The sequence below is a fragment of the Nonomuraea sp. NPDC023979 genome (assembly GCF_040639085.1).
In the GTDB taxonomy this organism is placed as follows: domain Bacteria; phylum Actinomycetota; class Actinomycetes; order Streptosporangiales; family Streptosporangiaceae; genus Nonomuraea; species Nonomuraea ceibae.
This window is the reverse complement of record NZ_JBEZZG010000001.1, coordinates 13,631-37,081: the sequence shown is the minus strand read 5'-3', so window position 1 is coordinate 37,081 and position 23,451 is coordinate 13,631. Positions and strand designations below refer to the sequence as shown.

Sequence of the window (23,451 nt, the reverse complement as noted above, 5' to 3'; positions counted from 1 at the left end):
AGGCGCCCGGCGAGAACCGCCGGGCGCCTCACCCGTTCTGGCCGGCCTGCTTCTCCAGCCATTCCAGAATCGCCCGGGTCGTTTCTTCCGGCTTCTCTTGCTGGATCCAATGGCCGCAGTCCAGGTTGACCACTTCCACGTCGGGCACGAACTCCGCCAGCTTGTCGGATTTCGGGACCACATCCCGGTCGCCGTAGATCATGAGGGCGGGCTGCCGGATGATCGGCTCCACGTCCGCCAGCAGGTGCCAGTTACGATCAGCATTCCGGTACCAGTTGATCCCGCCCGTGAACCCTGACGTCTCGAAGGCGGAGACGAACACGGCCAGCTCCCTCTCACTCATCAAGGGCTCACCACGTGGCGTTTCCTCTCGTGCGAGATTGATCAACGCCATGCCCGGCTGCGGCTCCCTGGGAGGCTCGTTCTTGCGGTACATGTTGCGGAGGAACCGGTGGACATTCTCGTCGAACACGGCGTCCGCGACGCCGGGATGCCGATTGAAGTGGACGTAGTAGAAGTCGCTGCCGAGCGCGTCCTCGATGAACTCGACCCAGGGCTTCTCTCCACGGTCGAGGTAGGGCACGCTCAGGTTGATCACCTTGCTCACCCGGTCCGGATGCAACAAGGTCAGCCCCCAGACGACGATCGCCCCCCAGTCATGGCCGACGAAAGTCGCGTCTTCGTATCCGTAGTGATCGAGCAGTGCGACCAGGTCACCCGACAGGTGCTCGATGTCATAGTCCGTTACTTCGGCCGGGCGGGACGAGTTGCCGTAACCGCGCTGGTTCGGAACGATGACGTGGTAGCCCGCTGCGACAAGGGCGGGCATCTGATAGCGCCAGGAAAAGGCGTGCTCCGGCCAGCCGTGGCAGAGCACGATGGGCTTTCCCGCGTTCTGCTGTCCCGCTTCGAAGACTTCGAGCTGTACGTCGTTGACGGAAACCATGACGGGTTCGGGGAAATCGGCAGGGTCGAACATTTCTTTTCCTCTCGTCTCTTCGAGTGATCAGACGTCGTAGTGGGACTCTCGGTGAGGCCACGTCCCCATCTTGCGAGCGAAACCGGTCACCTCATGACCGGTTTCCTGTGAAAGTGTCGTCGGCGTGCGAACTGACCGGCTGGTGGCCATCCTCCTCTTGCTGCAACGACGCGAGCAGGTGACGGCGGCAGAGGTCGCCCGAGAGTTGGAGGTCTCCGAACGCACCGCCCGCCGCGACCTCGACGCCCTGGCCATGGCCGGGGTACCCGTTTACTCCACGCAGGGCCGAGGCGGCGGCTGGCGTCTTGTGGGCGGCGCCCGTACCGACCTGTCCGGGTTGACCGAGAGTGAGGCCCGCGCCCTGTTCCTGGTCGCCGGCCCGGCCGCCGCGACGACGCCGGCCGTGAAAGCGGCTCTGCGCAAGCTCGTCCGTGCCCTGCCGGAGCCGTTCCGGGCGCAGGCCGAGACGGCGGCGACCTCCTTGGCCAGGGACCCGGAACGATGGGGGTCGAGCCGGGTCGAGCACCCGCCGCCTCGCTTCCTCGACGAGCTCCAGGACGCGGTGATCCGCGGCGTCCAGGTGCGGCTCGGCTACGTCGACCGCGAAGGCGCCGAAACCGAGAGAACCGTCCACCCGCTGGGCATCGTCGCCAAAGGCCCGTCGTGGTACCTCGTCTGCGACACCGAGACCGGCCTGCGGAGCTTCCGGATCGACCGCGTTTCCTCCGCCGACCCGACCGACGATCCCGTGCACCGGCCCCCGGGCTTCGACCTGGCCGAGAGCTGGCGCGCGATCGCCGACGAGATCGACCGCAGGCGAACGCCCCTGGAGACCCAGGCGGTATGCGCGCCCCAGGGGATAGGGCTGCTGCGGGCGCTGCTCGGCGGTCGGCTCCAGGTCGGAGGGCCCACGGTGGACGGCCGCATCGAGGTCGTGATCCGCGGCAACAACGAGTACGCGCTCGCCGTCGAGCTCGCCGGGCTGACCGAATGGCTCGAGGTGACCGGCCCTCCGGGCGTGCGGGACCACCTGGCCGCGATCGGCAACGCACTCGTCGAGCGATACGCCTGCTTGCCCCCCCGGCCCTGTCGGTAGCGGCTGACAGCATGACGCCATGACCCTGCGACCTCTCGACGTCTCGTGGCTCTGCGACGAATACGCCGGGGAGTGCTACAGCTTCATCTACGTCCGTGCCGCGCCTGAACAGGTGATTGCCCGCCTCGGCGGCCAATGGGAGCACTTCACGCCCGGCCCCTTCCCCGGCGGCCCGGATGAATATCCACGCCCGGGGGATCCTCTCGGCGTCACCGCCATCGGGGATTGGACGTTCATCTTCGACTCGTACTGGCTCGTCATCGACGAAGACCTGATCGCCGAGCTTTCCCGAGACACCCGCCTCGTCTCCCAGGCCGCACTCAGCCTGAAGGGCCTGGACTACTTTTACTGGTGCGAGGACGGCGAGATCAGGTTCTGCCACGGAGCCGATGTGAATGATCCGACCGGAACACCGGACGAGCTCGTGGAGACGATGGCCGAAATCGACCGGCTCTACCCGTCGTTTCCCGACCTCTACAAGGGGCCGGCTTTCCTTCTCGTCGAGCACCTGACCGGGATCAGGCTGACAGAGGAATTGTTGAAAGGTTCCACATTCCTGTGGGGCGCCATCCCCGGAACGTGACGCCGGACCCCGGCCGCCTAGCTCGCCGGGCGTGGAGCGATCTGGGAGATGCGCTGGTGGGACAAGCCCAGCGCGCTGCCCGCGTCTCGGGTGCTCCACCCTTTGCCGACCAGAAGACGAGCGGCCCGATAGACCGCATCCCGCTCGGCCAGCTCGGCCTGGACACGGGCGCTGCGAGCCGCGGATACGGTGGCCAGCGCGGCAGCGACCTCAGGGTCGCCGGGGACGAACTGAACGGCGACGGCGTCGGGCTTGTCCTCGCGGAGCTTGAGGACGCAGTCGACGACGTTCTCCTTGGTTTCCTTCCAGCTCGCACCCTGTACGTGGGCTGTCTGCCCACCGGGGAGGTCACGAACGGTGGCGGTCCAGTGTTTGCCGATGCGCGTGACAGTGGCCTGGTAGGTGATGGCTTCGGGCTCGTTCTCGCCGATGTTCTCCACGGGCCCGAATTCGTCGAGAATTTCATCGGAACGTGAGCGCATGACGTCAGCGTAGAGGGATATGCCATTCATGGCTAGTGGGCTAGACAGTGCTTGTCCAGTCACCTCGCCAGAGCTGATCAGTACGGCACACGTTCACACCGGCCTCTCGACATTGCGTTCACGCCCTACTCAGCAAGCCATTCCAGGATGAGCAACGCCGCGGCCTCGACTCCGTGGTCGCCCTCAGGCCAGCGCCCCTTGTGCCCGGTCACTATAGCCTGTTGCTGTGCAGGAATATGGATGGTTCGACTGCGACGATGACGACTTACCCGGCGACCAACGCCTATTCGTAGATGAGCTCCGGGCACGGACACAGCACTGGCCGGTGCCTCCGGCGAACACCTTCGCCGTTCCCCCGGACAGCGACAGCGGATTGGTCGTATGCATGGACATCAGCGCACCGGACGAGCCTGTTTCACTTATGACCGCCGGCATCCATGTATCAGGCAACCGTCTTCACGGGGACCGCGTCCACAATCAGCTCTTCACGCTGCCCGATGAGGCGACCAGCTTGGCCATCGTTGCTGATGGCTCGATGCCGGAACTGACGGAAACAGCGGCGGCTTGGTTCGAGGGGGTCCTGGCTCGCCCGATAGTCCGCCATGAGTGGCTCCGGTTCGGCCGAGTGTATGCGCAGGAATATCTGTTCGCCGACACGCTCGAAACGCTGTGCCAGATGTTCAACGGCAGTCGTGCGCCGCGATGGAAGACCCGCTGGCTAGGGCAGGGCCGCAGAGACGGCTGGATACAGGTCAGGTGCCTGGGATCCCCCGACCGCATCACCCATGTTCGCCCGAGCGCTTAGCTTTGGCTCAGCCTCGGTCTCGGCCTTTGGCTGCGGCTGAGAGGATGCCGACATGATCCCGAATGCTGACGACTACCTCTGGTTCAACGACGACCGGTTCCCCGATCTGGCGGACTCGTACTGCTTCACCCTTGTCCGCGACATGAGCCCCGAGTTACTGATGACCCGTCTCGGCGCCCAGGCCGAAGCTTCCCCTCGTAAGACGCTCGATGAGCTGATCACTGCTTCCTACCCCGACCCTGGCACATTCGGCACCCGGGAAGGCAAGTATTTCGGAACCGTCTCCCTCGGGGATTGGCTGCTCATCGTCGAGGTGAACGGGCACCTAGGCGTGAGCAGGAAAACCATCCTGCCGTTGTCGGCTGGTACGCGACTCGTTTCGCATTCTCGCAACGTCAACGCAGTCGGTTACTTCTACTGGGTGGAAGACGGGGAGATTCGCCTCTTCTTCGACCCGCTTTTCCCCTACTCTCGCCACGGCAGTTCCCCGGACGAACTCGTGGAGGTCATGCAACGAGTCGGCTTCGACCTTGCCGACGACGACAGCGTTTCCGATAACCACGACAAGGCGGCGTTCGCACTGGCCGAGCACGTCACCGGGGTCAAGCTGACGCCACAGTTGCTGGAGGAGTCCACCTACCTGTGCGGCCTGGCGCCTCGGCCCCGATGAGCAAGCCACGACCGTTCGGGGCGCACCCCATCGCTCATCAAGGATTTCCGGCGGGGAAGTCAGTGGCGAGAGCGCCGTAGACGAAGGTGTCCGTCCACTCGCCCTTGCTCCACCAGTCCTGCCGGAGGTGGGCTTCGCGCTGCATTCCGGCGCGCTGCGCGAGTCGTGCGGAGGCCTCGTTGCGAGCGTCCATCTGCGCTACGACCCGGTGCACCCGGTACTGCTCGAATGCCAGCCGGAGCACGGCTCGCACGGCCTCCGTCGCGAACCCTCGGCCACTGTGGGCGGGGTCCATCACCCAGCCGATTTCGGCGACTCGACGCTCCACGTCGGTCAGCCAGATCGCCACGTCGCCGACGACCGCGCCCTCATGCTCGATGATCATGGCAAGAGCGGAATTCCGGCTGTCGAGGCCCGTCCGCACCATCCGCTCGCTGATACGGCGGGCAGCGTCCTCCTCCGACCACGGCTCTTCGAGAAGATAGCGAGCGACGTCGGGGCGACTGTAGGTGCGCCACAATGCGTGTACGTCGGCTTGCTGGTACAGCCTCAGCCGTAGCCGCTCCGTCTCCAGGGGAACCAGCGTGATCGGTTCGAGGTCGAGAGCGTAGTGCTGCGCGACGACCTCCTGGCCCGAAGGGGCGACACCACGGGTCTCTTCGCCTCGGCCGAAGCCGGACCGTTCGAGCACCCGCCGAGACGCCTCGTTCTCGGGAACGGTACGAACTGCGAGCCTGGTGAGTCCGCTGCGCCTGACGAACTCGACCGCGAGATCCAGCGCCGCCGAGGCGACGCCCTTGCCCCGGTGATCCGGGTGCACCCAGAAGCCGACCTCGACAGAGCCTTCCTCCACGCCGAACAGCACCAGACTCCCGGCGAAGGCGTCGTCGGCGGGGTCGGCGACGGTCAGCACCGCGAGGTCGCCGCGCTCCATCCCTTCGCGGATCGTCCCCTCGATCAACGCTTTCACGGACGCCTCGGTGTACTCGGGCTCCGGCAGATGCGCGTACTGACGCACTGCGGGGTCGGCTGTGCCCGCGGCATACGCGCCGGCGTCGGCGGGGCGCATAGCACGCAACACTGCGCCCTTGTTGCGAAGCGGGAGAAGGCTGGCATCCAACATACCGGGTAAGCTAACATAGTTCGGATAAAGTGGTCATGTGAGTTATTGGGAGCGCCGCAAGCCTGTCCGCAGAGCGCGCGCCGTGGACGTGCGCGACGTCGCACGAACGGCCGTGGAGCTGCTGGACGAGGGCGGACTGCGAGCGCTCACCGTCCGCGCCGTCGCGTTCCGGCTGGAAGTGGCTCCTGCCAGCCTGTACTCCAGAGTCACGTCGGTCGACGACCTCTACGACCTCGCGCTTGATGACGCACTCGGGCGCGACACGCAACTGCAGGAAGCCCTCAAGCAGGCCGGGCTTCACGCCTTGATGCTCGCCTACTACCGCCATCTCGTACGGCACCCCTGGGCGTGCCAGGTCATCGCCATGCGCGCCCCCAGGGGGCCGAACTACCTGCGCCTCTCCGAGCGCATGTGCGTCCTGCTCGCCGAGCGCGGCGCGACCGACCCTCTCAGCGATGCGTATGCGCTGTCGAACTTCGTCATCGGCAGCGCGACAACGACCCCGACGGCAGGCCACGAGCGAGACGCCCCTGTCGACCACGAAATCGCCCCGCTCTACGCATCACTCCACGCGGCACACACCGTGGACACCGAAACCATCATCGAGGCGGGACTCGACGCCCTCCTACACCGATAGGCGCCGAGCCCAGCCGGCGCGGCCCGGCACTGACCCGGAACAACTCCCTATTCAAAAAGCGACACGATCGTCGACACCGTTCGGATCGGCCATCCACCTCGGGGGGTCATGGTGGGCATCATCCATGGCTTCCGCTTCGGCAACCGAGAGCATGACGGCGGGCAGCCCAAGCCCGAACGTCCTGTGACCGCGGTGTCTCACATGCTCGAACTCCGGTGCGCCTGAAGGCGCGCCCCAAGAGGCGCAATTCGACCGGAGCGATGCCCATATCAAGCTATGTGTCGGGCCTGTGGTGCGCCGCTCGGTACGCGGACCCGTGAATTTGAGCATCTTCCTCAGTTTGCCGACGCGTAGTTGCCAATCATCGATGAATTCGTCAACGATACGCCGCGTCGCAGCGAGGGCCTCTTCTCCTCCGGCCTGGTCAACGTGCTCGGCGCGGTTCCACTTCTTGAACGTCGCCATTGGTTCTACCCGTCCCTTCAGCGCACTTCGACAAGAAGATCCCGTTGAATCTATGCAGCGAAGTCTCATCCACGAGATACGCCGAGGGCTAACGAAGACCGATCAGGTGTGTGACAAGGGCTGACTGCGTGTCCTGCCGCGTGACGACGGGGCGTTTGCGACTCGTAGCCGGTCGACCGAAAGAGGAGGAATAGTGCGCCCACAAGGGTCGTGATCACGCCGGAGAACAGGGCGACGACGGCTACGACGAACTCCCCGTCCGGATCACCGATCCCGGAAGTTCGTCTCATCGAACGTCGGCAGGGCACGGATTAGATGACCGATCCTCATCTGATCCGGCATTGGCCAGTATGCGTAACGCGGTTCGAGCATGCACTGAAACGCTCCACAACCGACTAACCCTTCAAGAATATCAAGCGGCGATGCCAGGAGCAGCCCAAACTTTTTAAACGCTTCGCGTTGCTTCAAAATGCCCTTGTCAAGGGTCATAAAGACATGCACCTTCATGCGAGCAGCAGATCCAACGAGCCATCGATCATAGCCCGCAGGAATAGCCTTTAATGCGTCCTCCAGCAGCGAGTCCGGCAGGATTAGCAAGCCCTCCGTGAAGGGAGGCACCTCCTCTGGGAAATTACCATCGACCAGACTCAGTGCCGACGTAAACTCTCTGAACGCCCTCATTCTATCGGCTTTACGTTCAGCCGAAAGACGTCTTTTTGCATCTTTGATCGTCCCAGGAAGCACGATGAATCTAATATCGCGCAGGACCCACAGAGCCAACAGCAGCTGCAGTCCTTCTAGTTCGGCTGCATAGTCGCTGCCAGCTTGGGCCGGCAATCCGTCACCTTCCCACAGCGCTCGCCCATATTTGAAATAGTCAATGAGTATATTTGTGTCCCATACAATGAACAGCGGGCCACGACCTTGACGCGTGTGAAATAGCCAGGGAGCGCTCTCGTAGACGAAGTGAGGGCCCTCAGGGATCATTCCTATAGACGGCAGAGGACCGGAAGCTCCTCTCTCCATTTCTCTTAGAGCCGCCCGGAACCGTGCGGCCATCGAGTTGAAGAGGTGCATCCCCCATGCCTCAAGACTGCTGTACTCAGCAGTCAGATCGAAATAGACAATCTGAGCGTTAAGCGGCTGCCCACCACGCGCTTCCACGCGTCCTATCATCGCATCTGCGTCAACCGATTATCGCATTGATGGCCAATTCCCTGGCATGTCTTCAGCACTTACTGTAGCCAGTCTTCGGGGCGAGTGTGTTGGCAGTCGGCGTCAGGTCGGATGTTCTCCCGGGCACGGCCTATCCATGTCCGACTGAGGTACGAGTACCACACTGCCAAAGCCGTGCACCGTGATGATCTGCATATGACCTGGTCAAGGATGGGCAGCGGGCGGATGGCGGTGGCCGCGACCGGCCGAAGAGCCGCAGCGCGGCCATCGGCCGTCCGGCGCGCGTGGGCCGTCGCAGGCGGCACGCGCCTTGATGACGAACAGATAAGTTGCTTTCTGGCTATCCGTAGTTGTGTCGAATGGAGCTACTGGCAGCAGGGCTGAGCGGTGGTCCAGAGTCGGGGCATGCTCGTGAGGTAAGTCGCTGCTGATCCTTCGTCATCGCTGTCGGTGAGGTGCATGACTGGGCGTCGGCTGCTGGCGTGCCGTAGGCGTGGGTGTTGCCGAGCAGTTCGTCGTCGGCCTGGTAGACGGAACTCGGGCGGGCGTTCGGCCTCTACCTGTTCTGCTGCGGCCGAAGGATCGGCCCTGACCTCGGCCCCGGCGCCACGGCGCTGCGTGCGCAGTGCTCGGGCCGGATTTGCCACCGGGTCAACGACCCTGAGACTGCGACCATGACGCTCGGCGACCTCGACCCCGCCGCCCTAGTCTCCGCCCGCGCCATCACCGCAGAGACACCGGGCGCCGCGATCGTCGCCTCACAAGACGGCCAGTGGTACCGGGCTCGCTCCTTCTACGTCACCGAGCAAGCCGCCGAACAAGCGGCGAACGCTCACGCGCACCTCGCCCCGGCCTGGGACGAGATCACCGCCCACCTGCCCAAACCCATCACTGCCTGAAATCCGCCTGAACTCATGAAGGCAGGAACGATGCGACGCTTGGCCTGCTGGCTGCTCGACACCTGTACTTCGCTGCTGTACGGCCCTCAAACTGTCCTAGCATGACGAAGCCCAGGCCGAGAGCGACTCTCTAACCTGGGCTTACGCGTGTGGAGCCTAGGAGATTCGAACTCCTGACATCCTGCTTGCAAAGCAGGCGCTCTGCCAGCTGAGCTAAGGCCCCTTGAGCGAACGAAAGCTAGCTTACCGAACCTACGCGGGTACCTGCGTCGTGCCGAGGTCGTCCGTGAGGATCAGGTCGGGGAGGCTGCTGATCGACTCCAGGAGATGGGTGGCACCCCCTTTGACCAGGCGTTCGCGGCTGTGGACGCCGGTGAGGACGCCGGCCACGATGGCGGCGCCGGCGCTGCGGCCGCAGAGCATGTCGCTTTCGGAGTCGCCCGCGACCGCCACCTGGCGGACGTCGGGGATGCCGAGGCGGAGCACGGCGTGCAGGACCATGTCGGGCCAGGGGCGGCCGCGGCCGCCCGCGTCTTCGGGGGTGATGGCGAGGTCGACCTTGTCATGCCAGTTGAGCATGGCGAGGACCCGGCTCAGCGTGGTGCGGCTGAAGCCGGTGATCAGGGCGACGTGGACGCCGGAGCCCCGGAGTTTGTCGAAGACCTCGATGACGCCGGGCGTCGGGATGAGGCCGGCGCGTTCGATGGCGCCCTCGTAGGAGCGTTCGAACGTGAGGTTCGCCGCCTGGGCCTGTGCTTCGTTGTCGGGGAAGATCCCGCGGAAGACATCGATGGTCGGGCGGCCCCGGGACCGGTGCACGTGAACCATGGCACGTGCGTAGGCCCCGGTCCCGGGGACTATGCCCTGGGTCGCGATCGCCTCGGCGAACGCGCGCTCGACCATGGCGATGTCACCGACCGTGGTGCCTGAAAGGTCCAGGCACGCCAGTTTGATGGGGATGACGTCACTCATCGCCTCGCCGGTCGGTTAGTTCTCGCTACCGGTCGCCTCGGTCCACAGATCGAGCTCGGCGCGGTCAGCCTGCACCTTGCGCCAGATCAGCAACCCCCCAAGGGCGACCAGCGCCAGAACAAGCAGCTTCTTCACGGTGTGACCCCACTTCTTCGACGGTCTCACCTGCCGGGGTGAGACCCAACGGTTGACTTGCAGCCTAGCAAGTGATGGCAGCGGTCCTACGTACCCATCAGTTGGATCATGCCAAATGCGGCGGGTGAGTGCGCGAGGAAGAAAGTCCCCTCCGTCGGGCATACCCCAGGGGGGTAGGGTGTTAGAGTCTGCAGAGCAGACAGCACGAGTTTACGAAGGAGCACGACATGAGCACCGCCACCTTCACCGTGAACGGCATGACCTGCGGCCACTGCGTGAGTTCGGTCAAGGAGGAGGTCGGGGAGGTCGCCGGCGTCACGTCCGTGGAGGTCGACCTGGCGAGCGGCCTGCTGACCGTGGTCAGCGACGCCCCCGTCGACCGGTCCGACATCAGCAAGGCCGTCGAAGAGGCCGGTTACGAGCTGGCCGGGTAGGCGGCTCAGTGCCGGCGGCCGAAGAACCGCCGGGCGCGGTCGCCTGAGAGCGGCGCGTCGTCCGGCGGTGTCGGCTGCCGTACGATCACGACGGTCGTACGGGCGTGCCGCGCGCAGTACATGCTGGTCGAGGGCAGGAACATCCTGCTGATCAGCCCGCGCCTGCCCCGGCCGAGCACCAGCAGATCACCCTCGCCCGCCAGGTCGACGAGGTGATAGCCGGGGTCGCCGACCCTGGCCAGCATGGCGACGGTGAGGTCGTCGGGCACGCCGCCCGCCACGTCGTCGAACACGCCCGCCACCACCTCCGCGCAGCGGGCCTCCTCCCCCTGTCTGACGGCGTGCTGCACGGGCAGCGCCTCGGGGAACGGATGCACGGGAGCCCGGCTGACGTGCACGGCGACCAGCGCCATGCGGTGGAGCCTGGCCACGCCGATCGACCAGGCCAGCGCCCAGCGCGAGGCCGGGGACTCGTCCACTCCCACGATCAGCCTCGGGCCGCCAGGCAGGTCCTGATCCACCACGCCCCTCCCTCGGGTGGTTGAGGTACCCGACCATATTGCTCCCTCCAGCCCGTTACCGGGAGGTGGGAATCGCGAACCTCTTTACTCCTAGACCAGGTTGAGCAAGTCGTCGTAAAGAGCGGCGCGTTCCTGCTCCGTGAGCGTCGCGTACGGGCGGGCGGCGCGGCGGTTCGTACCGGACTCGACGCGGTCGCGCAGCGGGCCGGGGCGGAGGGCGACGATTTCGGCCGCCGTGAGCCCTTCGGCCTGCCAGGACGCGGCGTGACAGTCGGCGCGGTGGTAGCGGAGCGCGGCCAGGCGGTTGAACAGGAGCACACCGGGAGGGGTTCCGTCCGGTTCGTACGGCGGGGCCATGACGGCGAGGGCGCCGCCCGGGTCGTGTCTCGCCTCGTCGAGCACCCGGCCCACCAGGGTGGCGGGGCCGGTCACGTCCGGCCAGATGCGGGTCACGGCGGCCGCGTGCGCGGCGTAGAGGTCGTGGACGGCCGCCAGGCCCTGGCCGGTGAGGCGCAGTACGCCGTCCTGCTCGGTCAGGGCGCCCTCGTGGAGGTGGGCCCGGAGGTCCCGTTCGCGTTCGTCGGCGTCGCCGTACCGGTAGACGGTGGCGAGGTCGTCCCGGGTGACGGGGCGGAGCGGGAGGACGTAGCGGAGGTCGTTCAGGAGCCCGTCGGGGGGACGGCGGGCGGAGGCGTGCACGTTGACGTGGACCGCGTCGATGACGGGCGCGATGGCCGCGGCGAATGACGGCAGGTCAGGAAATTTCGGCATTGGGGGTCATTTAAGCAGCGCTCCCCTCCTTCAGAGCGCCGTGCAGGAAGATCTCGACGAGCTGGGCCGTACCGAGCTCGTCGGGGCTCATGCCAGGGCAATCCCTCGGCGAACGGGCGGCAGGCGGGCGTGCCATGATGGCGGCATCGTGTCTTCAAGCCTGCCGTTCCGCCTGATCCGCACCGCGGTGTTCGCCGGGGTGTGCCTCGGGCTGGGCGTGGTGGCGCACGTGTTCGGCGGCGGGAGCGTGACCGGGTCCGCCCTGGTGGCGGGGTTCGCGGCGGCGTTCTGCCTGGCGCTGCCCGTCGCGGGGCGCGAGCGCGGCGCGTACGTGATCATGCCCTTGCTGGGCACGGCGCAGGCCGTGCTGCACGTGCTGTTCTCGCTGGCGCACGCCGGGTCGGCGGCCGAGGCGGTGGCGCACGTCGCACACGCCTCCTCCTCCGGGCTGGCGCCCGGGCTCGGCATGCTGGTCGCCCACGGGTGGGCGACCGCGCTGACCGCGCTCTGGCTGGCGCGCGGCGAGGCGGCCCTGTGGGGGCTGCTGCGGCGGCTGGTCACGCGGCTGCTCGCCGTGCTGCTGCCGGTGCTCGACACTCCTTTCTCCGCCCCTCGTACGGTCGAGCCGCCGGTGCTGCGTTCGGCCGTGCTGCGGCACGTCGTCAGCCTGCGCGGGCCGCCCCGGGTCGTCGGAACCCACTGATTCTCCTTCCGACGATCCACACCCTGTGCATGCCGTACGCGCGCGTCACAGGGTGAAGAAAGGCATGTCCGATGTACGTTCGTCCTGCGCTCCTGCTGGCTGCCGTCGTGGCGTTGAGCGGGTGCGGCACCGCCACCGAGAGCACCACGGCCACCGCGACCCAAGGGCCCACCGCCGCCGCCGTCCCCGCGGCCCAGGGGCTGACCATCACCGATCCCTGGGTGAAGACGGTCAAGAAGGGCATGACCGCCGCCTTCGGAACCCTCGTCAACAACACCGGCGCCGACCTGACCGTCACCGCCGGGGCCTCGCCCCTCTCGCCCACGATCGAGCTCCACGAGGTGGTCGACTCGGGAGGGAAGATGGTGATGCGCCCGAAGGAGGGCGGGTTCGTCGTCCCGGCCGGTGGCAAGCACGAGCTGCGGCCCGGCGGCGACCACATCATGCTCATGGGCGTCACCGAAGAGGTGAAGCCGGGCGCGCGGATCCCGTTCACGCTCACCGTGAAGGGCGGGGCGCCGCTGGAGTTCACCGCCATCGGCAAGGATTTCGCCGGTGGCAAGGAGGACTACCAGCCCGGCATGGAGCACTGATGTCCGGGATCAGCCGGCGTGGGCTGTTCGTGGCCGGGGCCGCCACTGCCGCCGCCACCGCTGTGGGCGGCAGCGCCCAGGCGTCGGCGGGCTCCGGGGTGGAGGCGTTCCACGGGACGCACCAGGCCGGGGTGGCGACGGCTCCCCAGGCGCACGCCGTGTTCGTGGCCTTCGACCTGCTGCCCGGCACCGACAAGGAGGCGCTGACCCGGCTGCTGCCGCTGCTGACCGACGACGCCCGCCGCCTCACCCAGGGGCAGCCCGCATTGGCCGACACCGAGCCCGAGCTGGCCGCCGGTCCGGCGCGGCTGACCGTGACGTTCGGGTTCGGGCCGGGGCTGTTCAAGGCGGCGAAGGCGGAGTCGCCCCTGCGGCCGCTGCCCGCGTTCGAGACGGACAAGCTGGACAAGCGGTGGAACGGCGGCGACCTGCTGGTGCAGATCTGCGCCGACGACAACCTGACGGTCGCCCACGCCCTGCGGATGATCGTCAAGGACGCGCGGTCCTTCGCCCGGGTCCGGTGGACGCAGCGTGGCTTCCGCAGCTCCGCCGGAGCGCCGGGCGTCACGCAACGCAACCTGATGGGCCAGCTCGACGGCACCGTGAACCCGACGGACCTGGACAAGGCCGTATGGATCACCGACGGCCCGGAATGGCTGCGCGGCGGCACCACGCTCGTCTTCCGGCGCATCCGCATGAACCTGGAGACCTGGGACGCCGCCGACCGGGTGGCCAGGGAGTTCACCATCGGCCGCCGCCTCGACACCGGCGCCCCGCTGACCGGCCGGGCCGAGCACGACGAGCCCGACTTCGACCGGCTGAACGGGTTCGGCTTCCCGGTCATCTCCGAGTACGCGCACATCAGGCGGGCCCGTACCGCCGATCCCGGCCTCCGCATCCTGCGCAGACCGTACAACTACGACGAAGGGATCAGCGCGGACGGGACCTCGGATTCCGGGCTGCTGTTCGCCTCCTACCAGGCGGACGTGGAGCGGCAGTTCGTCCCCGTCCAGCAGCGGCTGGCGGAGGGGGACCTGCTCAACGAATGGGTGACGACGATCGGCTCGGCCGTGTTCGCCGTCCCGCCCGGCTGCACGGCCGACGGCTGGATCGGGGACAGGCTGCTGTCGTGACCCGGGCGTGGCCCGTGCCGCCTGGTGCGGGCCACGGCATAGTGGTTCCCGTGAACCGGGTGATCATGGCGGTGCTCCTGGCGCTCCCGCTCGCGGTGTCCGGGTGCGGCGGTGGCGAGCGCGAGGTGACGGCGGAGGACGTGCTGCGCTACCGCGCCCGGATCGAGCACTCGTCCGTGGACGTCTCCCTGATCACGTCCTGGGCCGACTACCCGGCCGTGGAGACGCCCGAAGCGCTGGCCGCCCAGGAGGGGACGGTCGTCGGCGGGGTCGTCGACGACTGGCAGCAGGGGCCGGCGGCTGCGACCTACCCGGGCGGGCCGCTGGACTACCTGATGCTCATGCGGGTGCGGGTGACCGATCCGGTGAAGGGCGCCACGGCCGGCTCGTACGTGTTCGCCGGGTTCGACCAGGGCGCGGTGGTCAGGGATGCCACCAGGGCCGCAGCAGACTGGCTGCCCGCGAAGGGCGTCGCCGACTACCGGCGCGCGATTCCCCCGGGGACGAAGGTCGTGCTGTTCGGCGACCCGCGTCCCCCGCTCGGGAACATCGTGAAGCCGGGCGATCCGCTGCCGGAGGGGGCGAGGATCATGTCCACGCCGCCGCAGGGGGTGGTCCTGGAGGATGCCGAGCTGGGGGTGCTGGTGGGCGGGATGGACCGGCTCGACCACGGCGGACCGGCCTGGCTGGAGTCCGCCACGGTGGCCGAACTGGTCGAACGGCTCAGGTCCCGGTGAACTCCGGCTACGGGAATCGGTTCAGGATCCGGCGTGGGCACGGCGGACGACGGACCCTCGGCCGGGCTTGGTGATGATCAGGTCGCGTTCGCGGAGGATGGCGAACGCCTTGCGGATGGTGTCACGGCCAACGCCGAAATAGCTCTGGAGCTGCACTTCCGACAGGACGGTACGCGGCGGGTAGGTGCCGTTACGGATGCCTGCTGTGACCCATTCGGCTATCTGCTCGTACCGGTAAAGCTCAGGGTTCCAGTCCTCTTCCGTCCAGGGCGCGTCAGGCAACATCACAGGCAGACCTTAGACCGACATTGACTTACAGACATATACACAACAGTACAGGTCATGGAGGGGATAGGACTAGACAGGTAGGTATAGGCCTGGTTAAAGTTCGTGCCACCCAAGGAACGAAAGGCGGAGGAGATGAAGTGATGGATCTGTACGGCAAGCCCCTCGGAGAGGTGCCGTACACCAAGATGTGCGGCGGCAACCAGCAAGAGGAGGAGATGGACACCTGCGTCCTGATCACTCCGATTCCCGGTGCTGACGACGCCTACGCCCTGCGCGACTCGAAGAACCCGGATGCCGGAACACTCCGGTTCACCGGCGACGAGCTTCGCGCGGCCGGCCTGACCATGCTCTAGGCATCTCCGGAATAGGCGGTCCCTGCCTGATCGAAGCAAGCAGGGGCCGCCACCCACACATTACCGGGAGCGCTGTTGAGCATGCATTGGCACGCCTATCAGTGGATCGGCGCCGGAGCCGACCGCGGCAACGAGTCCGAGCGACGGCCCAGTTCGCCTGACTTCTCCACGTCGATGCTGCCACCGATGCGGACCGGTGACTGGCTCGCCAAACCCGCCGCACAGATCCGAGCGACGTTCGACAACATCGACGCGGCGATGTCCTGGCTTGGCTCGGAGTATGGCCAGGTGCGTAACACTCTGCTGCGGCCCGAGGGTCTCCCACTTGAGGATCGACTGGCGATTGCTCGCGACCTGCTGCCTCGCGGCGTTGACGTGCAATGGGGTGAGTGGCTGCACGGCGGCCGGTTCGTCACGATCGGCCTGATCTGCTGCCCTAACCGCCACGTCACCCATCCATGCCCATCCCGCCTACACGCCCGGTGATCGGCCCCCTGGAGCTCGGGCGCCGCCAGGCGCCCGTCCTGGCAGGCAGCCCGAGCGGAGCGAGGACCACGAGGGGTCGGGCCCCCGGCCCGACTGGGAACGAACGCCTGAGCCCCCAGGCGCGACAGCGCCGACGGCGAAGCCCGCTCGCCAGGGCGGGCGGCCCCGGCCCACCCCTCAGACGGTCAACGGGTGGGTTGGGGGAGGCAGCCCGAGCGGAGCGAGGACCACCAGGGGTCGGGCCCCGGCCCGACCGGGAACGAACGCCTGAGCCCCCAGGCGCGACAGCGCCGACCGCGAAGCCCGCTCGCCAGGGCGGGCAGCCCCGGCCCACAACGGGTGGCGTCAAGGGGCCGCCAGTGCCTCCGTAGGCGACAGGCGTGACGCCCTGATGGCCGGGTAGAGCCCCGCCACCGCCCCGATCACCAGCGTCGCCGCCAACCCGCCCGCCGTGGCCTCGGCCGGAATGACGCTGGGCCATCCCTCGTACGTGGCGTATCCCACGGTCACCACCGCCCCGATGCACACGCCCCCCACCCCGCCCATCGCCGACAGCAGCAGCGACTCGGCGAGGAACTGGGTCCGGATCTGCCCCCGGGTAGCCCCGAGCGACCTGCGCAGCCCGATCTCCGAGCGCCGTTCCAGCACCGAGATGACCATGGTGTTGGCCACCCCCACCCCGCCGACGATGAGCGCCACCGCCCCCACGCCCAGCAGCAGCCCGGTGAACGCCTGCTCCGTAGCCTGTTTGGCCGCCAGCGCGTCGGAGGGCCGGGAGATGTCGATCTCGTTGGACGCCTCGGGGTTGGCGGTGCCGGCGAGGACCGACCGTACGGCCTCCATCCGGTTTTCGTCGACGCGCGTGTAGAGGGTGGTCGGGTGGCCGTCGTAGTCGAGGATGCGTTCGGCGGCGGGCCAGCCGACGAGGGCGCCGGTGTCGAGGTCGGCGGCGAGGGCGACGGGGTGGAGGATGCCGACGACGGTGAAGCGTTCGCCGCCGATGACGACCTGGGCGTCGGGGCCGGCGGCGGTGATGCCGAGCCGTTGGGCGGCGGTGGCGCCGAGGACGACGGCGGGGTAGGTGTGGGTGGCGGCGTTGAGCCAGGTGCCGCTGCGCAGGGTGGCGCCGAGGACCTGGGGCAGGTCGAGGCGGGCGGCGTAGGCGGCGAGGCCGCCGGTCTGGGCGGCGGGGATCTGTTCGGACCGGTAGACCTTGGCTTCGGGGATCTCGCCCATGGCGGAGACGGCCTGGACGGGGCCGATGCGTTCGATCATGGCTTCGGCGTCGACGGGCATCTTGGCCTGTTCGCCCAGGATGGTCTGCCCGGAGGAGACGGTGAGCAGGTTGGTGCCGAGGGCGGAGAGCTGGCGGTCGAGTTCGGCGCCGGACGAGGAGGAGATGCCGACGACGCCGATCATGGCGGCGATGCCGATGGCGATGCCGAGTGCCGACAGGAAGGCGCGCAGGGGGCGGGTGCGCAGGCCGACGGCGCCGACGCGCATCACGTCGCGGGGGCGCATCCTGGCCACGGTGAGGGGGGCGGTCATCTGGTGGCTCCGGTGAGCGCGGCGGAGTCGGCGACGATACGGCCGTCGCGCATGCGTACCTGCCGGGGCAGGCCGCCGGCGATCTCCCGATCGTGGGTGATGATCACGATGGTGGTGCCGGCGGCGTGCAGGTCGTGCAGCAGTTCCATGACGCCGGCGCCGGAGACGGAGTCGAGGGCGCCGGTGGGTTCGTCGGCGAGCAGGAGCGGCGGGTCGCCGGCGACGGCGCGGGCGATGGCGACGCGCTGGCGTTCGCCGCCGGACAGTTCGTGGGGCTCGTGGTCGATGCGGTGGCCGAGGCCGACGCGGTCGAGGGCGGCGCGGGCGCGGCGGCGGCGTTCGGCGAGCGGCAGGCCGCTGTAGAGGAGGCCGTCGGCGACGTTGTCCAGCGCGGCGACCCTGGCGGCCAGGTGGAAGTGCTGGAAGACGAAGCCGATACGGGTGCCGCGCAGCGCGGAGAGCTGGTTGTCCGACAGCGTGGACACGTCGTGGCCGTCGATGCGCACGGTCCCGCTGGTGGGCCGGTCGAGGGTGCCGATGGTGTTGAGCATCGTGGACTTGCCGGACCCGGACGGGCCGACGATGGCGACGAGCTCGCCGTGCCGGATCTCCAGGGAGACGGAGGCCAGCGCGGTGACGCCGCCGGGGTAGGTCTTGCTCACGTCGGTCAGGGAGATCATGAGGCGGCCGTCCCCACGGTCATGCCTTCGGCCAGGCCCTCGCCTTCGATCTCGACGCGCCCGCCGGAGAACAGGCCGGTCTCGACGGCGACGTACCGGGTGGTGGCGCCCTCGACGATCTCGACGCCGAAGCCGCCTTCGCGTAGGGCGACGAGTGAGGCGATGGGCACGGTGAGGACGTTCTCGCGCTTGTCGGCGGTGAAGGTGACGTCCACGGCGGCGTTGTCGAGGCCGGCGGCCTTCTTCCTGTCCTTGGCGTCGAGCGTGACGAGCGCTTCGATCTTGGTTTCCGGGTCCTGGTTGCCCTCCCCCGGCACGATGACGGTGGCGACCTCGGTGACCCTGCCGCGCGCGGTGCGGCCGTCGGGCAGCGTGACGGACACCTTGGCCTTCTCCTTGGCCAGCCGCTGGTCCTCGGCGTCGAGCCGGACGGTGACGACCTTGGTGGTGCCGGTGTAGGACAGCACCTTCTGGCCCGGGGAGGCGGGCTGGCCGACCTGGGCGTCCAGCGTGTCGACGCGGACCTTGCCGTCGGCGAACACGACCCGGCCGAGCTCGACCACGCCGGTCTGTTCGAGGCCGCGGTCCTCCTGCCATTCCATGACGGCGGCGGCGGTGGCATAGGTATACTCGTCGTCGACGGTGAAGCCGTCGTAGCCGAGCTTGCTGAGGTTGCGTTCCAGGTTCTCGACGTCGCGGCCCTCGACGCCGTCGCGGAGGTCCCGGTACGCGGGCGTGGACCCGTACATGAGGACGACCGGATCGTTGTCGACGCGGTAGAGCGATCGGCCGCGGGTGATGGTGTCGCCGCTGTCCGGCAGCCAGGTGATGGTGCCGGGCTTGCGGTTGACGGCGGTGGTGGCGGGGCCGTAGCCGAGTTCGCCGTCGGCCTCCAGCGTGTCCTCCAGGGTCTCCTTGGCGATCTGGGTGGTGGCCGGGGGGAGCGCGGCGGCGGCGCTCGCGGGTTCGCCGGTGCGGTCGAGCATGCGGACGGTCACGGCCGCCGCCGCTCCGGCGAGGGCGACGGCGACGAGCAGTCCGATGATCTTTCTCCCCCGGCCGCGGCGGCGGCGCGGCCGGTCGGACCCCGTCGTCGAGCCCGTCTGGTCGTCGAGGGCGGCCGGACCCATCAAGAACCTCCCATGGTGTCGTCCATCTGGCAGGTCTTCTGGGCTGCTTCGAAGTCAGGGTCGTCGGCGACGTTCTTGGTCATCCTGAGCATGCCGCCGTCGGGGTCGGGGAACTCCTCGACGCCGTTGTCGCGCATGCACTGGGCGAGCTTGCGGAGCTTCTCGGCGCCCTGCGGGTTGCCGTTGCCGCCCATGCCGCCCTTGGGCCGCAGGTCCTCGCAGGCCTTCTGGGCCTTGTCCATGGCCTCCTTGCTGCCGGGGCCCATCGTCATCTTGACGCCCTGGCCGGGCTTGGGGTCCTCGATGTCGATGCCGTTCTCGCGCATGCACTGCGCCCATTTCACGCCCTGGGCGCCGGGGTCGAGGCTGGGCTGGGCACTGGCGGTGGACTGCCCGCCGCTGACGGAGGCCACGCCGTCGCCGGTGCCGGCGTCGGCGCCGCAGGCCGTGAGTGACAGTGCGAGCACGGCGATCACGCCAAGGGTTCGCATCCGGTGTTCTCCTCGTTCCGCGCGGCCGGTCGGGTGCCGGCCGTCGAGACGCAAGAGAACAGGCCGGGCTGTTTCTCCGCTGTTTCCGCCGGCGCTAACGGGGAGTAAACATCACATCCGTCACGATCGTCCCAGGTCAACGGAAGGGCATGGGCATGCGCGTGCTGGTGGTGGAGGACGAGCGGATTCTCGCCGACGCGATCGCCGAGTGGCTGCGGGACGAGACGCACGCGGTCGACACCGCGCACGACGGCGAGGCGGCGCTGGAGCGGATCGCGGTCAACGACTACGACGTGGTCATCCTGGACCGGGACCTGCCGCTCGTGCACGGCGACGACGTGTGCCGGGAGCTGGTGGCGTCGGAGTCGACGGCGCGGGTGCTGATGCTGACCGCCGCCGGGGAGATCGGCGACCGGGTGACGGGGCTGTCGCTGGGCGCCGACGACTATCTGGCCAAGCCGTTCGCGTTCGTGGAGCTGGCCGCGCGGGTGCACGCGCTGGGGCGGCGGGCGCGCCCGGCCGCGCCGCCGGTGCTGCGGCGGGCCGGGATCACGCTCGATCCGGCCCGCCGCGAGGTCTATCGCAACGACCGGTACGTGCCGCTGTCGAACAAGGAGTTCGCGGTGCTGGCCGAGCTGCTGCGGGCCGACGGGGCGGTGGTGTCCACCGAACAGCTGCTGGAGAAGGCATGGGACGAGCACGCCGACCCGTTCACGGGCGTGGTGCGGCTGACGATCCTCAAACTGCGCCGCAAGCTCGGCGACCCGCCGATCGTGGAGACCGTGCTGGGCGCCGGATACCGCATCTCATGAGGTCGATCTCGCTGCGGGTCCGGCTCACCGTCGTCTACGGCGCGGTGTTCCTGGTGGCCGGGCTGGTGCTGCTCGGCGTCACGTACCTGCTGTTCAACCAGGAGGTGACCCGGATCTTCGAGAACAAGTACGGCGACCGGGACGACAGCGGGAACAGGAAGTTCCTCAGCATCATGGTGGACGGGGTGCCGCTCGGCCCGGAGGCGTCGCTCGCGCTCATCCGGCAGCAGGAGGAGGAGTTGCGCGGCGCGGCGCTCACGTCGCTGATCGTGCAGGGGCTGATCGCGCTGGCCGTGGTGGGGGTGCTGGCGTTCGGGCTGGGCTGGCTGGTGGCCGGCCGGGTGCTGGCGCCGCTGCACCGGGTGACCGCGACCGCCCGGCAGATCGCCGCCGCCCCGATCGCCGACCGGGGCCTGGCCGCACGGATCGCCCTGGACGGCCCCCGGGACGAGGTCAAGGAGCTGGCCGACACCTTCGACACGATGGTGGAGCGGCTGGCCCACTCCTTCGACGGCCAGCGCCGGTTCGTCGCCAACGCCTCGCACGAGCTGCGCACCCCGCTCACGCTGAACCGGGCGCTGGTGGAGCTGGCCATGCACCGGCGTACGGCCTCCGCGGACGTCAAGCAGCTCGGCGAGAGCCTGCTGGAGATCAACGCCAGGCACGAGCGGCTCATCTCGGGCCTGCTGCTGCTGGCCCGCGCCGAGCACGAGATCGCCGACCGCTCGCCGGTCGACCTGGCCGACGTGGTGTCGCACGTGGTGGGCCAGACGGCGCCGGAGGCCGCGCAGGAGAAGGTGACGGTGCACGAGGAGGCGTTCCCCGCGCCCACCAGCGGTGACGCGCTGCTCCTCGAACGCCTGGTGACGAACCTGGTGGAGAACGGCATCCGGCACAACACGCACGACGGCACCGGCTGGGTCAGGGTGTCGAGCCGGAGCGCGTCGGGCGGGCAGGTCACGGTGACCGTGGTCAACACCGGGCCGGTCGTGCCGCCGTACGACATCCCGGAGCTGTTCAAGCCGTTCCGCAAGCTGGGCGGGGACCGGCTGGTGACGGGGCGGAGCGCCGGGCTGGGCCTGTCGATCGTCCGGTCGGTGGCGCGCGCGCACGGCGGCGACGTGACGGCGCGCCCGCGCGAGGGCGGCGGGCTGATCATCACGGCGACGCTGCCGAGAGCGGCGACCTGGATGCCGTGACGCCGGCCAGACGCGGCCCCTTAACACGGGATTCCGACCGGGTTATGTTGAGATCATCATGCGCAGCGCGATCAAGGTGCTGCTCGCCGACGACCAGACGCTGCTGCGCCGCGCGCTGGCCGCGCTGCTGCGGCTGGAGCCCGGTCTGGAGGTCGTCGGCGAGGCGGCCGACGGGGACGAGGCGCTGGCCGCGGCCGGCCGGCTGCGCCCCGACGTGGTGCTGCTCGACATCCAGATGCCCGGCAGGGACGGCCTGACCACGGTCGCCGGGCTGACGGAGCTCGGCTGCCGGGTGATCATGCTGACGACGTTCGGCAGGCCGGGCTACCTGAGCAGGGCGATGGCGTCGGGCGCGGCCGGGTTCGTGGTCAAGGACGTCTCCCCCGAGGCGCTCGTCGAGACGATCAGGAAGGTGCACGCCGGGCTGCGCGTGGTGGACCCGGTGCTGGCCGCCGAGTCGCTGGCCGGCGGTCCCTGCCCGCTGACCTGGCGGGAGCGGGAGATCCTGCTCGCCGCCGCCGACGGCGGGACCGTCGCCGACCTGGCCCGCCGGTTCAGCCTGTCGGAGGGCACGGTGCGCAACCATCTGTCGTCCGCGATCGGCAAGACGGGGGCGCGCACCCGAGCCGAGGCGGTCCGGATCGCCGACGAGCGCGGCTGGCTGTGAGCCTCAGGGCACCTGACCGGCCTCGTCCACCAGGGCCGTGGCCAGCACGGGCATCGCGAACTCCGTGCCGTCGCGCACGGCCTTCCAGCCCAGGTAGTCGTAGTCGACGGGGTCCAGGATCGTGTAGCCCTTCCCCGCCTCCCCGAGGTCGAGCACGACGCCGAGGCCCTTGCGGCCGAAGCCGGCGTCGACGTTCTCCTCGATCCGGACGTTCGGGATCCTGCCCAGGGCCCGGAACATGGCCGCGGCCTTCTCCGGCGGGATGATCGGCCCGAACTTCAGATACCACTGGATCGTGCCGAAGGCGTTCACGTCGTCCTCGGTGCCGGGCGGGCAGTTCGGCTGGCAGATGGACCCGGCCCGGGGGGCGAGCGTGCGGATGTGCGCCAGCAGCCGGTCGGGGTCGTCGGGCAGGCGCTCCAGCTCGGCCTGCGTCTTGCCGGGGTTCGCCGGGCCCTTCTCGGCCTCGCTGATCTTGAGTTCGCCGCCGGGCTCGCGGATGGCCGCCAGCTTGCCGTCCATCCGGGTCCAGGACTCGTACACGGGCAGCTCGGGGACCGGCTGGCCCTCTTTCATGTAGATCCACTGGTCAGGCCGGATGTCCGGCATGTCGGACTTCTCGGCGACGAGCGCGGCGTCCTCCAGCACGGCGGCGGCGGTGAGCGGCGGCGGCTTCACCGCGGGCTCGTCGTCACGCAGCACCGCGAACCCGGCCGCCGCCAGCCCGAAGGCCCCCACCAGTGCCACCCCCAGCCGCCAGCGGGGAAGCCGGCGCGCGCCGCCGCCGGCCGCGGCCGTCATGGCCGACCGCAGCCGGGCCTCCTCGGCGCGTACGTCCAGGTCGCGCGGAACCTCGTCCCGCAGCCGGGTGAGCAGCTCCATC

At 68.6% G+C, this 23,451-nt stretch carries 31 protein-coding genes and 1 tRNA gene; 16 read left to right on the top strand and 16 right to left on the bottom strand.

The window, feature by feature from the left end:
- Nucleotides 1-28: 28 nt before the first annotated feature.
- Complete coding sequence (locus tag AB0G11_RS00240) at nt 29-979, bottom strand: alpha/beta hydrolase (protein WP_357582929.1); 951 nt, start codon at nt 977-979, stop codon at nt 29-31.
- A 124-nt stretch (nt 980-1,103) separates the two neighbouring features.
- Between AB0G11_RS00240 and AB0G11_RS00235 the strand changes: the two genes are divergently transcribed.
- The gene (locus AB0G11_RS00235; protein WP_357582927.1) at nt 1,104-2,075 is read left to right on the top strand and encodes a WYL domain-containing protein; all 972 of its coding nucleotides are present in this window, start codon (nt 1,104-1,106) and stop codon (nt 2,073-2,075) included.
- A 19-nt stretch (nt 2,076-2,094) separates the two neighbouring features.
- A complete protein-coding gene (locus AB0G11_RS00230; protein ID WP_357582925.1) occupies nt 2,095-2,658 on the top strand; it encodes a DUF6461 domain-containing protein in 564 nt (187 codons plus the stop codon).
- A 17-nt stretch (nt 2,659-2,675) separates the two neighbouring features.
- Here the strand turns inward: AB0G11_RS00230 and AB0G11_RS00225 are convergent, their stop codons facing one another.
- Nucleotides 2,676-3,140, bottom strand: a complete 465-nt coding sequence (locus tag AB0G11_RS00225) for a hypothetical protein (protein ID WP_219504266.1) — start codon at nt 3,138-3,140, stop codon at nt 2,676-2,678.
- A 385-nt stretch (nt 3,141-3,525) separates the two neighbouring features.
- On the opposite strand from AB0G11_RS00225, the gene AB0G11_RS00220 reads away from it, so the two are divergent.
- Nucleotides 3,526-3,945: a hypothetical protein gene (locus AB0G11_RS00220; RefSeq protein ID WP_357582924.1), complete on the top strand. Its 420-nt coding sequence runs from the start codon at nt 3,526-3,528 to the stop codon at nt 3,943-3,945.
- A 52-nt stretch (nt 3,946-3,997) separates the two neighbouring features.
- Entirely contained in the window at nt 3,998-4,615 is a 618-nt protein-coding gene (locus tag AB0G11_RS00215) for a DUF6461 domain-containing protein (protein WP_357582922.1), read from the top strand.
- A gap of 37 nt (nt 4,616-4,652) precedes the next feature.
- Here the strand turns inward: AB0G11_RS00215 and AB0G11_RS00210 are convergent, their stop codons facing one another.
- On the bottom strand, nt 4,653-5,738 hold the full coding sequence (locus tag AB0G11_RS00210; RefSeq protein WP_357582920.1) for a GNAT family N-acetyltransferase: 1,086 nt from the start codon (nt 5,736-5,738) through the stop codon (nt 4,653-4,655).
- Nucleotides 5,739-5,820: 82 nt separating this feature from the next.
- Between AB0G11_RS00210 and AB0G11_RS00205 the strand changes: the two genes are divergently transcribed.
- A complete protein-coding gene (locus tag AB0G11_RS00205) occupies nt 5,821-6,375 on the top strand; it encodes a TetR/AcrR family transcriptional regulator C-terminal domain-containing protein (protein WP_357582918.1) in 555 nt (184 codons plus the stop codon).
- Nucleotides 6,376-6,426: 51 nt separating this feature from the next.
- Here AB0G11_RS00205 and AB0G11_RS00200 read toward each other — a convergent pair whose 3' ends face one another.
- Both AB0G11_RS00200 and AB0G11_RS00195 read right to left on the bottom strand, forming a co-directional pair.
- Nucleotides 6,427-6,840 carry a hypothetical protein gene (locus tag AB0G11_RS00200; RefSeq protein WP_357582916.1) on the bottom strand — a complete coding sequence of 138 codons (414 nt, stop codon included), beginning with the start codon at nt 6,838-6,840 and terminating at the stop codon, nt 6,427-6,429.
- A gap of 264 nt (nt 6,841-7,104) precedes the next feature.
- Nucleotides 7,105-8,004, bottom strand: a complete 900-nt coding sequence (locus AB0G11_RS00195) for a hypothetical protein (RefSeq protein ID WP_357582914.1) — start codon at nt 8,002-8,004, stop codon at nt 7,105-7,107.
- Between the two features lie 686 nt (nt 8,005-8,690).
- On the opposite strand from AB0G11_RS00195, the gene AB0G11_RS00190 reads away from it, so the two are divergent.
- Nucleotides 8,691-8,915 (top strand): hypothetical protein, encoded by a 225-nt coding sequence (locus tag AB0G11_RS00190; protein WP_357582912.1) that lies wholly within the window; start codon nt 8,691-8,693, stop codon nt 8,913-8,915.
- Nucleotides 8,916-9,065: 150 nt separating this feature from the next.
- Here the strand turns inward: AB0G11_RS00190 and AB0G11_RS00185 are convergent.
- From AB0G11_RS00185 to AB0G11_RS00175, 3 genes are all read right to left on the bottom strand, one after another.
- Nucleotides 9,066-9,138 (bottom strand) — tRNA-Ala (locus AB0G11_RS00185).
- Nucleotides 9,139-9,167: 29 nt separating this feature from the next.
- Nucleotides 9,168-9,887 (bottom strand): HAD family hydrolase, encoded by a 720-nt coding sequence (locus AB0G11_RS00180; RefSeq protein ID WP_219504288.1) that lies wholly within the window; start codon nt 9,885-9,887, stop codon nt 9,168-9,170.
- 15 nt (nt 9,888-9,902) lie between these two features.
- On the bottom strand, nt 9,903-10,022 hold the full coding sequence (locus AB0G11_RS00175; protein ID WP_013130296.1) for a DLW-39 family protein: 120 nt from the start codon (nt 10,020-10,022) through the stop codon (nt 9,903-9,905).
- 227 nt (nt 10,023-10,249) lie between these two features.
- On the opposite strand from AB0G11_RS00175, the gene AB0G11_RS00170 reads away from it, so the two are divergent.
- Nucleotides 10,250-10,456 carry a copper ion binding protein gene (locus tag AB0G11_RS00170; protein WP_219504290.1) on the top strand — a complete coding sequence of 69 codons (207 nt, stop codon included), beginning with the start codon at nt 10,250-10,252 and terminating at the stop codon, nt 10,454-10,456.
- A gap of 5 nt (nt 10,457-10,461) precedes the next feature.
- Here AB0G11_RS00170 and AB0G11_RS00165 read toward each other — a convergent pair whose 3' ends face one another.
- Complete coding sequence (locus AB0G11_RS00165) at nt 10,462-10,980, bottom strand: universal stress protein (RefSeq protein ID WP_357582910.1); 519 nt, start codon at nt 10,978-10,980, stop codon at nt 10,462-10,464.
- A gap of 87 nt (nt 10,981-11,067) precedes the next feature.
- Nucleotides 11,068-11,748 (bottom strand): hypothetical protein, encoded by a 681-nt coding sequence (locus AB0G11_RS00160; protein WP_357582908.1) that lies wholly within the window; start codon nt 11,746-11,748, stop codon nt 11,068-11,070.
- A gap of 148 nt (nt 11,749-11,896) precedes the next feature.
- On the opposite strand from AB0G11_RS00160, the gene AB0G11_RS00155 reads away from it, so the two are divergent.
- The 4 genes from AB0G11_RS00155 (at nt 11,897) to AB0G11_RS00140 (ending at nt 14,914) form a co-directional block, all read left to right on the top strand.
- Nucleotides 11,897-12,451 carry an MFS transporter gene (locus AB0G11_RS00155; RefSeq protein WP_357582906.1) on the top strand — a complete coding sequence of 185 codons (555 nt, stop codon included), beginning with the start codon at nt 11,897-11,899 and terminating at the stop codon, nt 12,449-12,451.
- A 71-nt stretch (nt 12,452-12,522) separates the two neighbouring features.
- On the top strand, nt 12,523-13,044 hold the full coding sequence (locus AB0G11_RS00150) for a copper chaperone PCu(A)C (protein ID WP_357582904.1): 522 nt from the start codon (nt 12,523-12,525) through the stop codon (nt 13,042-13,044).
- Nucleotides 13,044-14,177: a Dyp-type peroxidase gene (locus AB0G11_RS00145; RefSeq protein ID WP_357582902.1), complete on the top strand. Its 1,134-nt coding sequence runs from the start codon at nt 13,044-13,046 to the stop codon at nt 14,175-14,177. The genes AB0G11_RS00150 and AB0G11_RS00145 overlap by 1 nt, the downstream gene beginning before the upstream one ends.
- A 50-nt stretch (nt 14,178-14,227) precedes the next feature.
- Entirely contained in the window at nt 14,228-14,914 is a 687-nt protein-coding gene (locus AB0G11_RS00140) for a hypothetical protein (protein WP_357582900.1), read from the top strand.
- Between the two features lie 21 nt (nt 14,915-14,935).
- Here AB0G11_RS00140 and AB0G11_RS00135 read toward each other — a convergent pair whose 3' ends face one another.
- Entirely contained in the window at nt 14,936-15,199 is a 264-nt protein-coding gene (locus tag AB0G11_RS00135) for a winged helix-turn-helix domain-containing protein (RefSeq protein ID WP_357583687.1), read from the bottom strand.
- Between the two features lie 143 nt (nt 15,200-15,342).
- On the opposite strand from AB0G11_RS00135, the gene AB0G11_RS00130 reads away from it, so the two are divergent.
- Together AB0G11_RS00130 and AB0G11_RS00125 are read left to right on the top strand one after the other, a co-directional pair.
- Nucleotides 15,343-15,555, top strand: coding sequence for a DUF397 domain-containing protein (locus tag AB0G11_RS00130; RefSeq protein ID WP_357582898.1), 213 nt, complete (start codon nt 15,343-15,345; stop codon nt 15,553-15,555).
- Nucleotides 15,556-15,630: 75 nt separating this feature from the next.
- Entirely contained in the window at nt 15,631-16,041 is a 411-nt protein-coding gene (locus AB0G11_RS00125) for a hypothetical protein (protein ID WP_357582897.1), read from the top strand.
- Between the two features lie 345 nt (nt 16,042-16,386).
- On the opposite strand, the gene AB0G11_RS00120 is transcribed toward AB0G11_RS00125, so the two are convergent.
- Genes AB0G11_RS00120 through AB0G11_RS00105 form a run of 4 tightly spaced genes read right to left on the bottom strand, consistent with a single transcriptional unit; the run spans nt 16,387 to nt 19,890 of the window.
- Entirely contained in the window at nt 16,387-17,589 is a 1,203-nt protein-coding gene (locus AB0G11_RS00120) for an ABC transporter permease (protein ID WP_357582895.1), read from the bottom strand.
- On the bottom strand, nt 17,586-18,269 hold the full coding sequence (locus tag AB0G11_RS00115) for an ABC transporter ATP-binding protein (protein ID WP_219504307.1): 684 nt from the start codon (nt 18,267-18,269) through the stop codon (nt 17,586-17,588). Before AB0G11_RS00115 ends, AB0G11_RS00120 begins: the two co-directional genes overlap by 4 nt.
- A complete protein-coding gene (locus tag AB0G11_RS00110) occupies nt 18,266-19,399 on the bottom strand; it encodes a peptidoglycan-binding protein (RefSeq protein ID WP_357582893.1) in 1,134 nt (377 codons plus the stop codon). The genes AB0G11_RS00115 and AB0G11_RS00110 overlap by 4 nt, the downstream gene beginning before the upstream one ends.
- On the bottom strand, nt 19,399-19,890 hold the full coding sequence (locus tag AB0G11_RS00105) for a hypothetical protein (protein WP_219504310.1): 492 nt from the start codon (nt 19,888-19,890) through the stop codon (nt 19,399-19,401). The genes AB0G11_RS00110 and AB0G11_RS00105 overlap by 1 nt, the downstream gene beginning before the upstream one ends.
- A 155-nt stretch (nt 19,891-20,045) precedes the next feature.
- On the opposite strand from AB0G11_RS00105, the gene AB0G11_RS00100 reads away from it, so the two are divergent.
- The 3 genes from AB0G11_RS00100 to AB0G11_RS00090 are packed head-to-tail and all read left to right on the top strand — an operon-like array spanning nt 20,046 to nt 22,568.
- On the top strand, nt 20,046-20,702 hold the full coding sequence (locus AB0G11_RS00100) for a response regulator transcription factor (protein WP_357582891.1): 657 nt from the start codon (nt 20,046-20,048) through the stop codon (nt 20,700-20,702).
- Nucleotides 20,699-21,901, top strand: a complete 1,203-nt coding sequence (locus AB0G11_RS00095) for a HAMP domain-containing sensor histidine kinase (protein WP_219504314.1) — start codon at nt 20,699-20,701, stop codon at nt 21,899-21,901. The genes AB0G11_RS00100 and AB0G11_RS00095 overlap by 4 nt, the downstream gene beginning before the upstream one ends.
- Before the next feature lie 58 nt (nt 21,902-21,959).
- Nucleotides 21,960-22,568: a response regulator transcription factor gene (locus AB0G11_RS00090; protein ID WP_357582889.1), complete on the top strand. Its 609-nt coding sequence runs from the start codon at nt 21,960-21,962 to the stop codon at nt 22,566-22,568.
- A gap of 3 nt (nt 22,569-22,571) precedes the next feature.
- Here AB0G11_RS00090 and AB0G11_RS00085 read toward each other — a convergent pair whose 3' ends face one another.
- Nucleotides 22,572-23,450: a CU044_5270 family protein gene (locus AB0G11_RS00085; RefSeq protein ID WP_357583685.1), complete on the bottom strand. Its 879-nt coding sequence runs from the start codon at nt 23,448-23,450 to the stop codon at nt 22,572-22,574.
- Nucleotide 23,451 lies beyond the last annotated feature (1 nt).

What these genes read in the sequence shown, in the direction of transcription:
- AB0G11_RS00240 (WP_357582929.1), bottom strand. Translation starts at nt 979, where the DNA reads ATGTTCGACCCTGCCGATTTCCCCGAACCCGTCATGGTTTCCGTCAAC.
- AB0G11_RS00230 (WP_357582925.1), top strand. Translation starts at nt 2,095, where the DNA reads ATGACCCTGCGACCTCTCGACGTCTCGTGGCTCTGCGACGAATACGCC.
- AB0G11_RS00225 (WP_219504266.1), bottom strand. Translation starts at nt 3,140, where the DNA reads ATGCGCTCACGTTCCGATGAAATTCTCGACGAATTCGGGCCCGTGGAG.
- AB0G11_RS00220 (WP_357582924.1), top strand. Translation starts at nt 3,526, where the DNA reads ATGGACATCAGCGCACCGGACGAGCCTGTTTCACTTATGACCGCCGGC.
- AB0G11_RS00215 (WP_357582922.1), top strand. Translation starts at nt 3,998, where the DNA reads ATGATCCCGAATGCTGACGACTACCTCTGGTTCAACGACGACCGGTTC.
- AB0G11_RS00210 (WP_357582920.1), bottom strand. Translation starts at nt 5,738, where the DNA reads ATGTTGGATGCCAGCCTTCTCCCGCTTCGCAACAAGGGCGCAGTGTTG.
- AB0G11_RS00200 (WP_357582916.1), bottom strand. Translation starts at nt 6,840, where the DNA reads ATGGCGACGTTCAAGAAGTGGAACCGCGCCGAGCACGTTGACCAGGCC.
- AB0G11_RS00190 (WP_357582912.1), top strand. Translation starts at nt 8,691, where the DNA reads ATGACGCTCGGCGACCTCGACCCCGCCGCCCTAGTCTCCGCCCGCGCC.
- AB0G11_RS00180 (WP_219504288.1), bottom strand. Translation starts at nt 9,887, where the DNA reads ATGAGTGACGTCATCCCCATCAAACTGGCGTGCCTGGACCTTTCAGGC.
- AB0G11_RS00170 (WP_219504290.1), top strand. Translation starts at nt 10,250, where the DNA reads ATGAGCACCGCCACCTTCACCGTGAACGGCATGACCTGCGGCCACTGC.
- AB0G11_RS00160 (WP_357582908.1), bottom strand. Translation starts at nt 11,748, where the DNA reads ATGCCGAAATTTCCTGACCTGCCGTCATTCGCCGCGGCCATCGCGCCC.
- AB0G11_RS00150 (WP_357582904.1), top strand. Translation starts at nt 12,523, where the DNA reads ATGTACGTTCGTCCTGCGCTCCTGCTGGCTGCCGTCGTGGCGTTGAGC.
- AB0G11_RS00145 (WP_357582902.1), top strand. Translation starts at nt 13,044, where the DNA reads ATGTCCGGGATCAGCCGGCGTGGGCTGTTCGTGGCCGGGGCCGCCACT.
- AB0G11_RS00135 (WP_357583687.1), bottom strand. Translation starts at nt 15,199, where the DNA reads ATGTTGCCTGACGCGCCCTGGACGGAAGAGGACTGGAACCCTGAGCTT.
- AB0G11_RS00130 (WP_357582898.1), top strand. Translation starts at nt 15,343, where the DNA reads ATGGATCTGTACGGCAAGCCCCTCGGAGAGGTGCCGTACACCAAGATG.
- AB0G11_RS00120 (WP_357582895.1), bottom strand. Translation starts at nt 17,589, where the DNA reads ATGACCGCCCCCCTCACCGTGGCCAGGATGCGCCCCCGCGACGTGATG.
- AB0G11_RS00115 (WP_219504307.1), bottom strand. Translation starts at nt 18,269, where the DNA reads ATGATCTCCCTGACCGACGTGAGCAAGACCTACCCCGGCGGCGTCACC.
- AB0G11_RS00110 (WP_357582893.1), bottom strand. Translation starts at nt 19,399, where the DNA reads ATGGGTCCGGCCGCCCTCGACGACCAGACGGGCTCGACGACGGGGTCC.
- AB0G11_RS00105 (WP_219504310.1), bottom strand. Translation starts at nt 19,890, where the DNA reads ATGCGAACCCTTGGCGTGATCGCCGTGCTCGCACTGTCACTCACGGCC.
- AB0G11_RS00100 (WP_357582891.1), top strand. Translation starts at nt 20,046, where the DNA reads ATGCGCGTGCTGGTGGTGGAGGACGAGCGGATTCTCGCCGACGCGATC.
- AB0G11_RS00095 (WP_219504314.1), top strand. Translation starts at nt 20,699, where the DNA reads ATGAGGTCGATCTCGCTGCGGGTCCGGCTCACCGTCGTCTACGGCGCG.
- AB0G11_RS00090 (WP_357582889.1), top strand. Translation starts at nt 21,960, where the DNA reads ATGCGCAGCGCGATCAAGGTGCTGCTCGCCGACGACCAGACGCTGCTG.
- AB0G11_RS00085 (WP_357583685.1), bottom strand. Translation starts at nt 23,450, where the DNA reads ATGGAGCTGCTCACCCGGCTGCGGGACGAGGTTCCGCGCGACCTGGAC.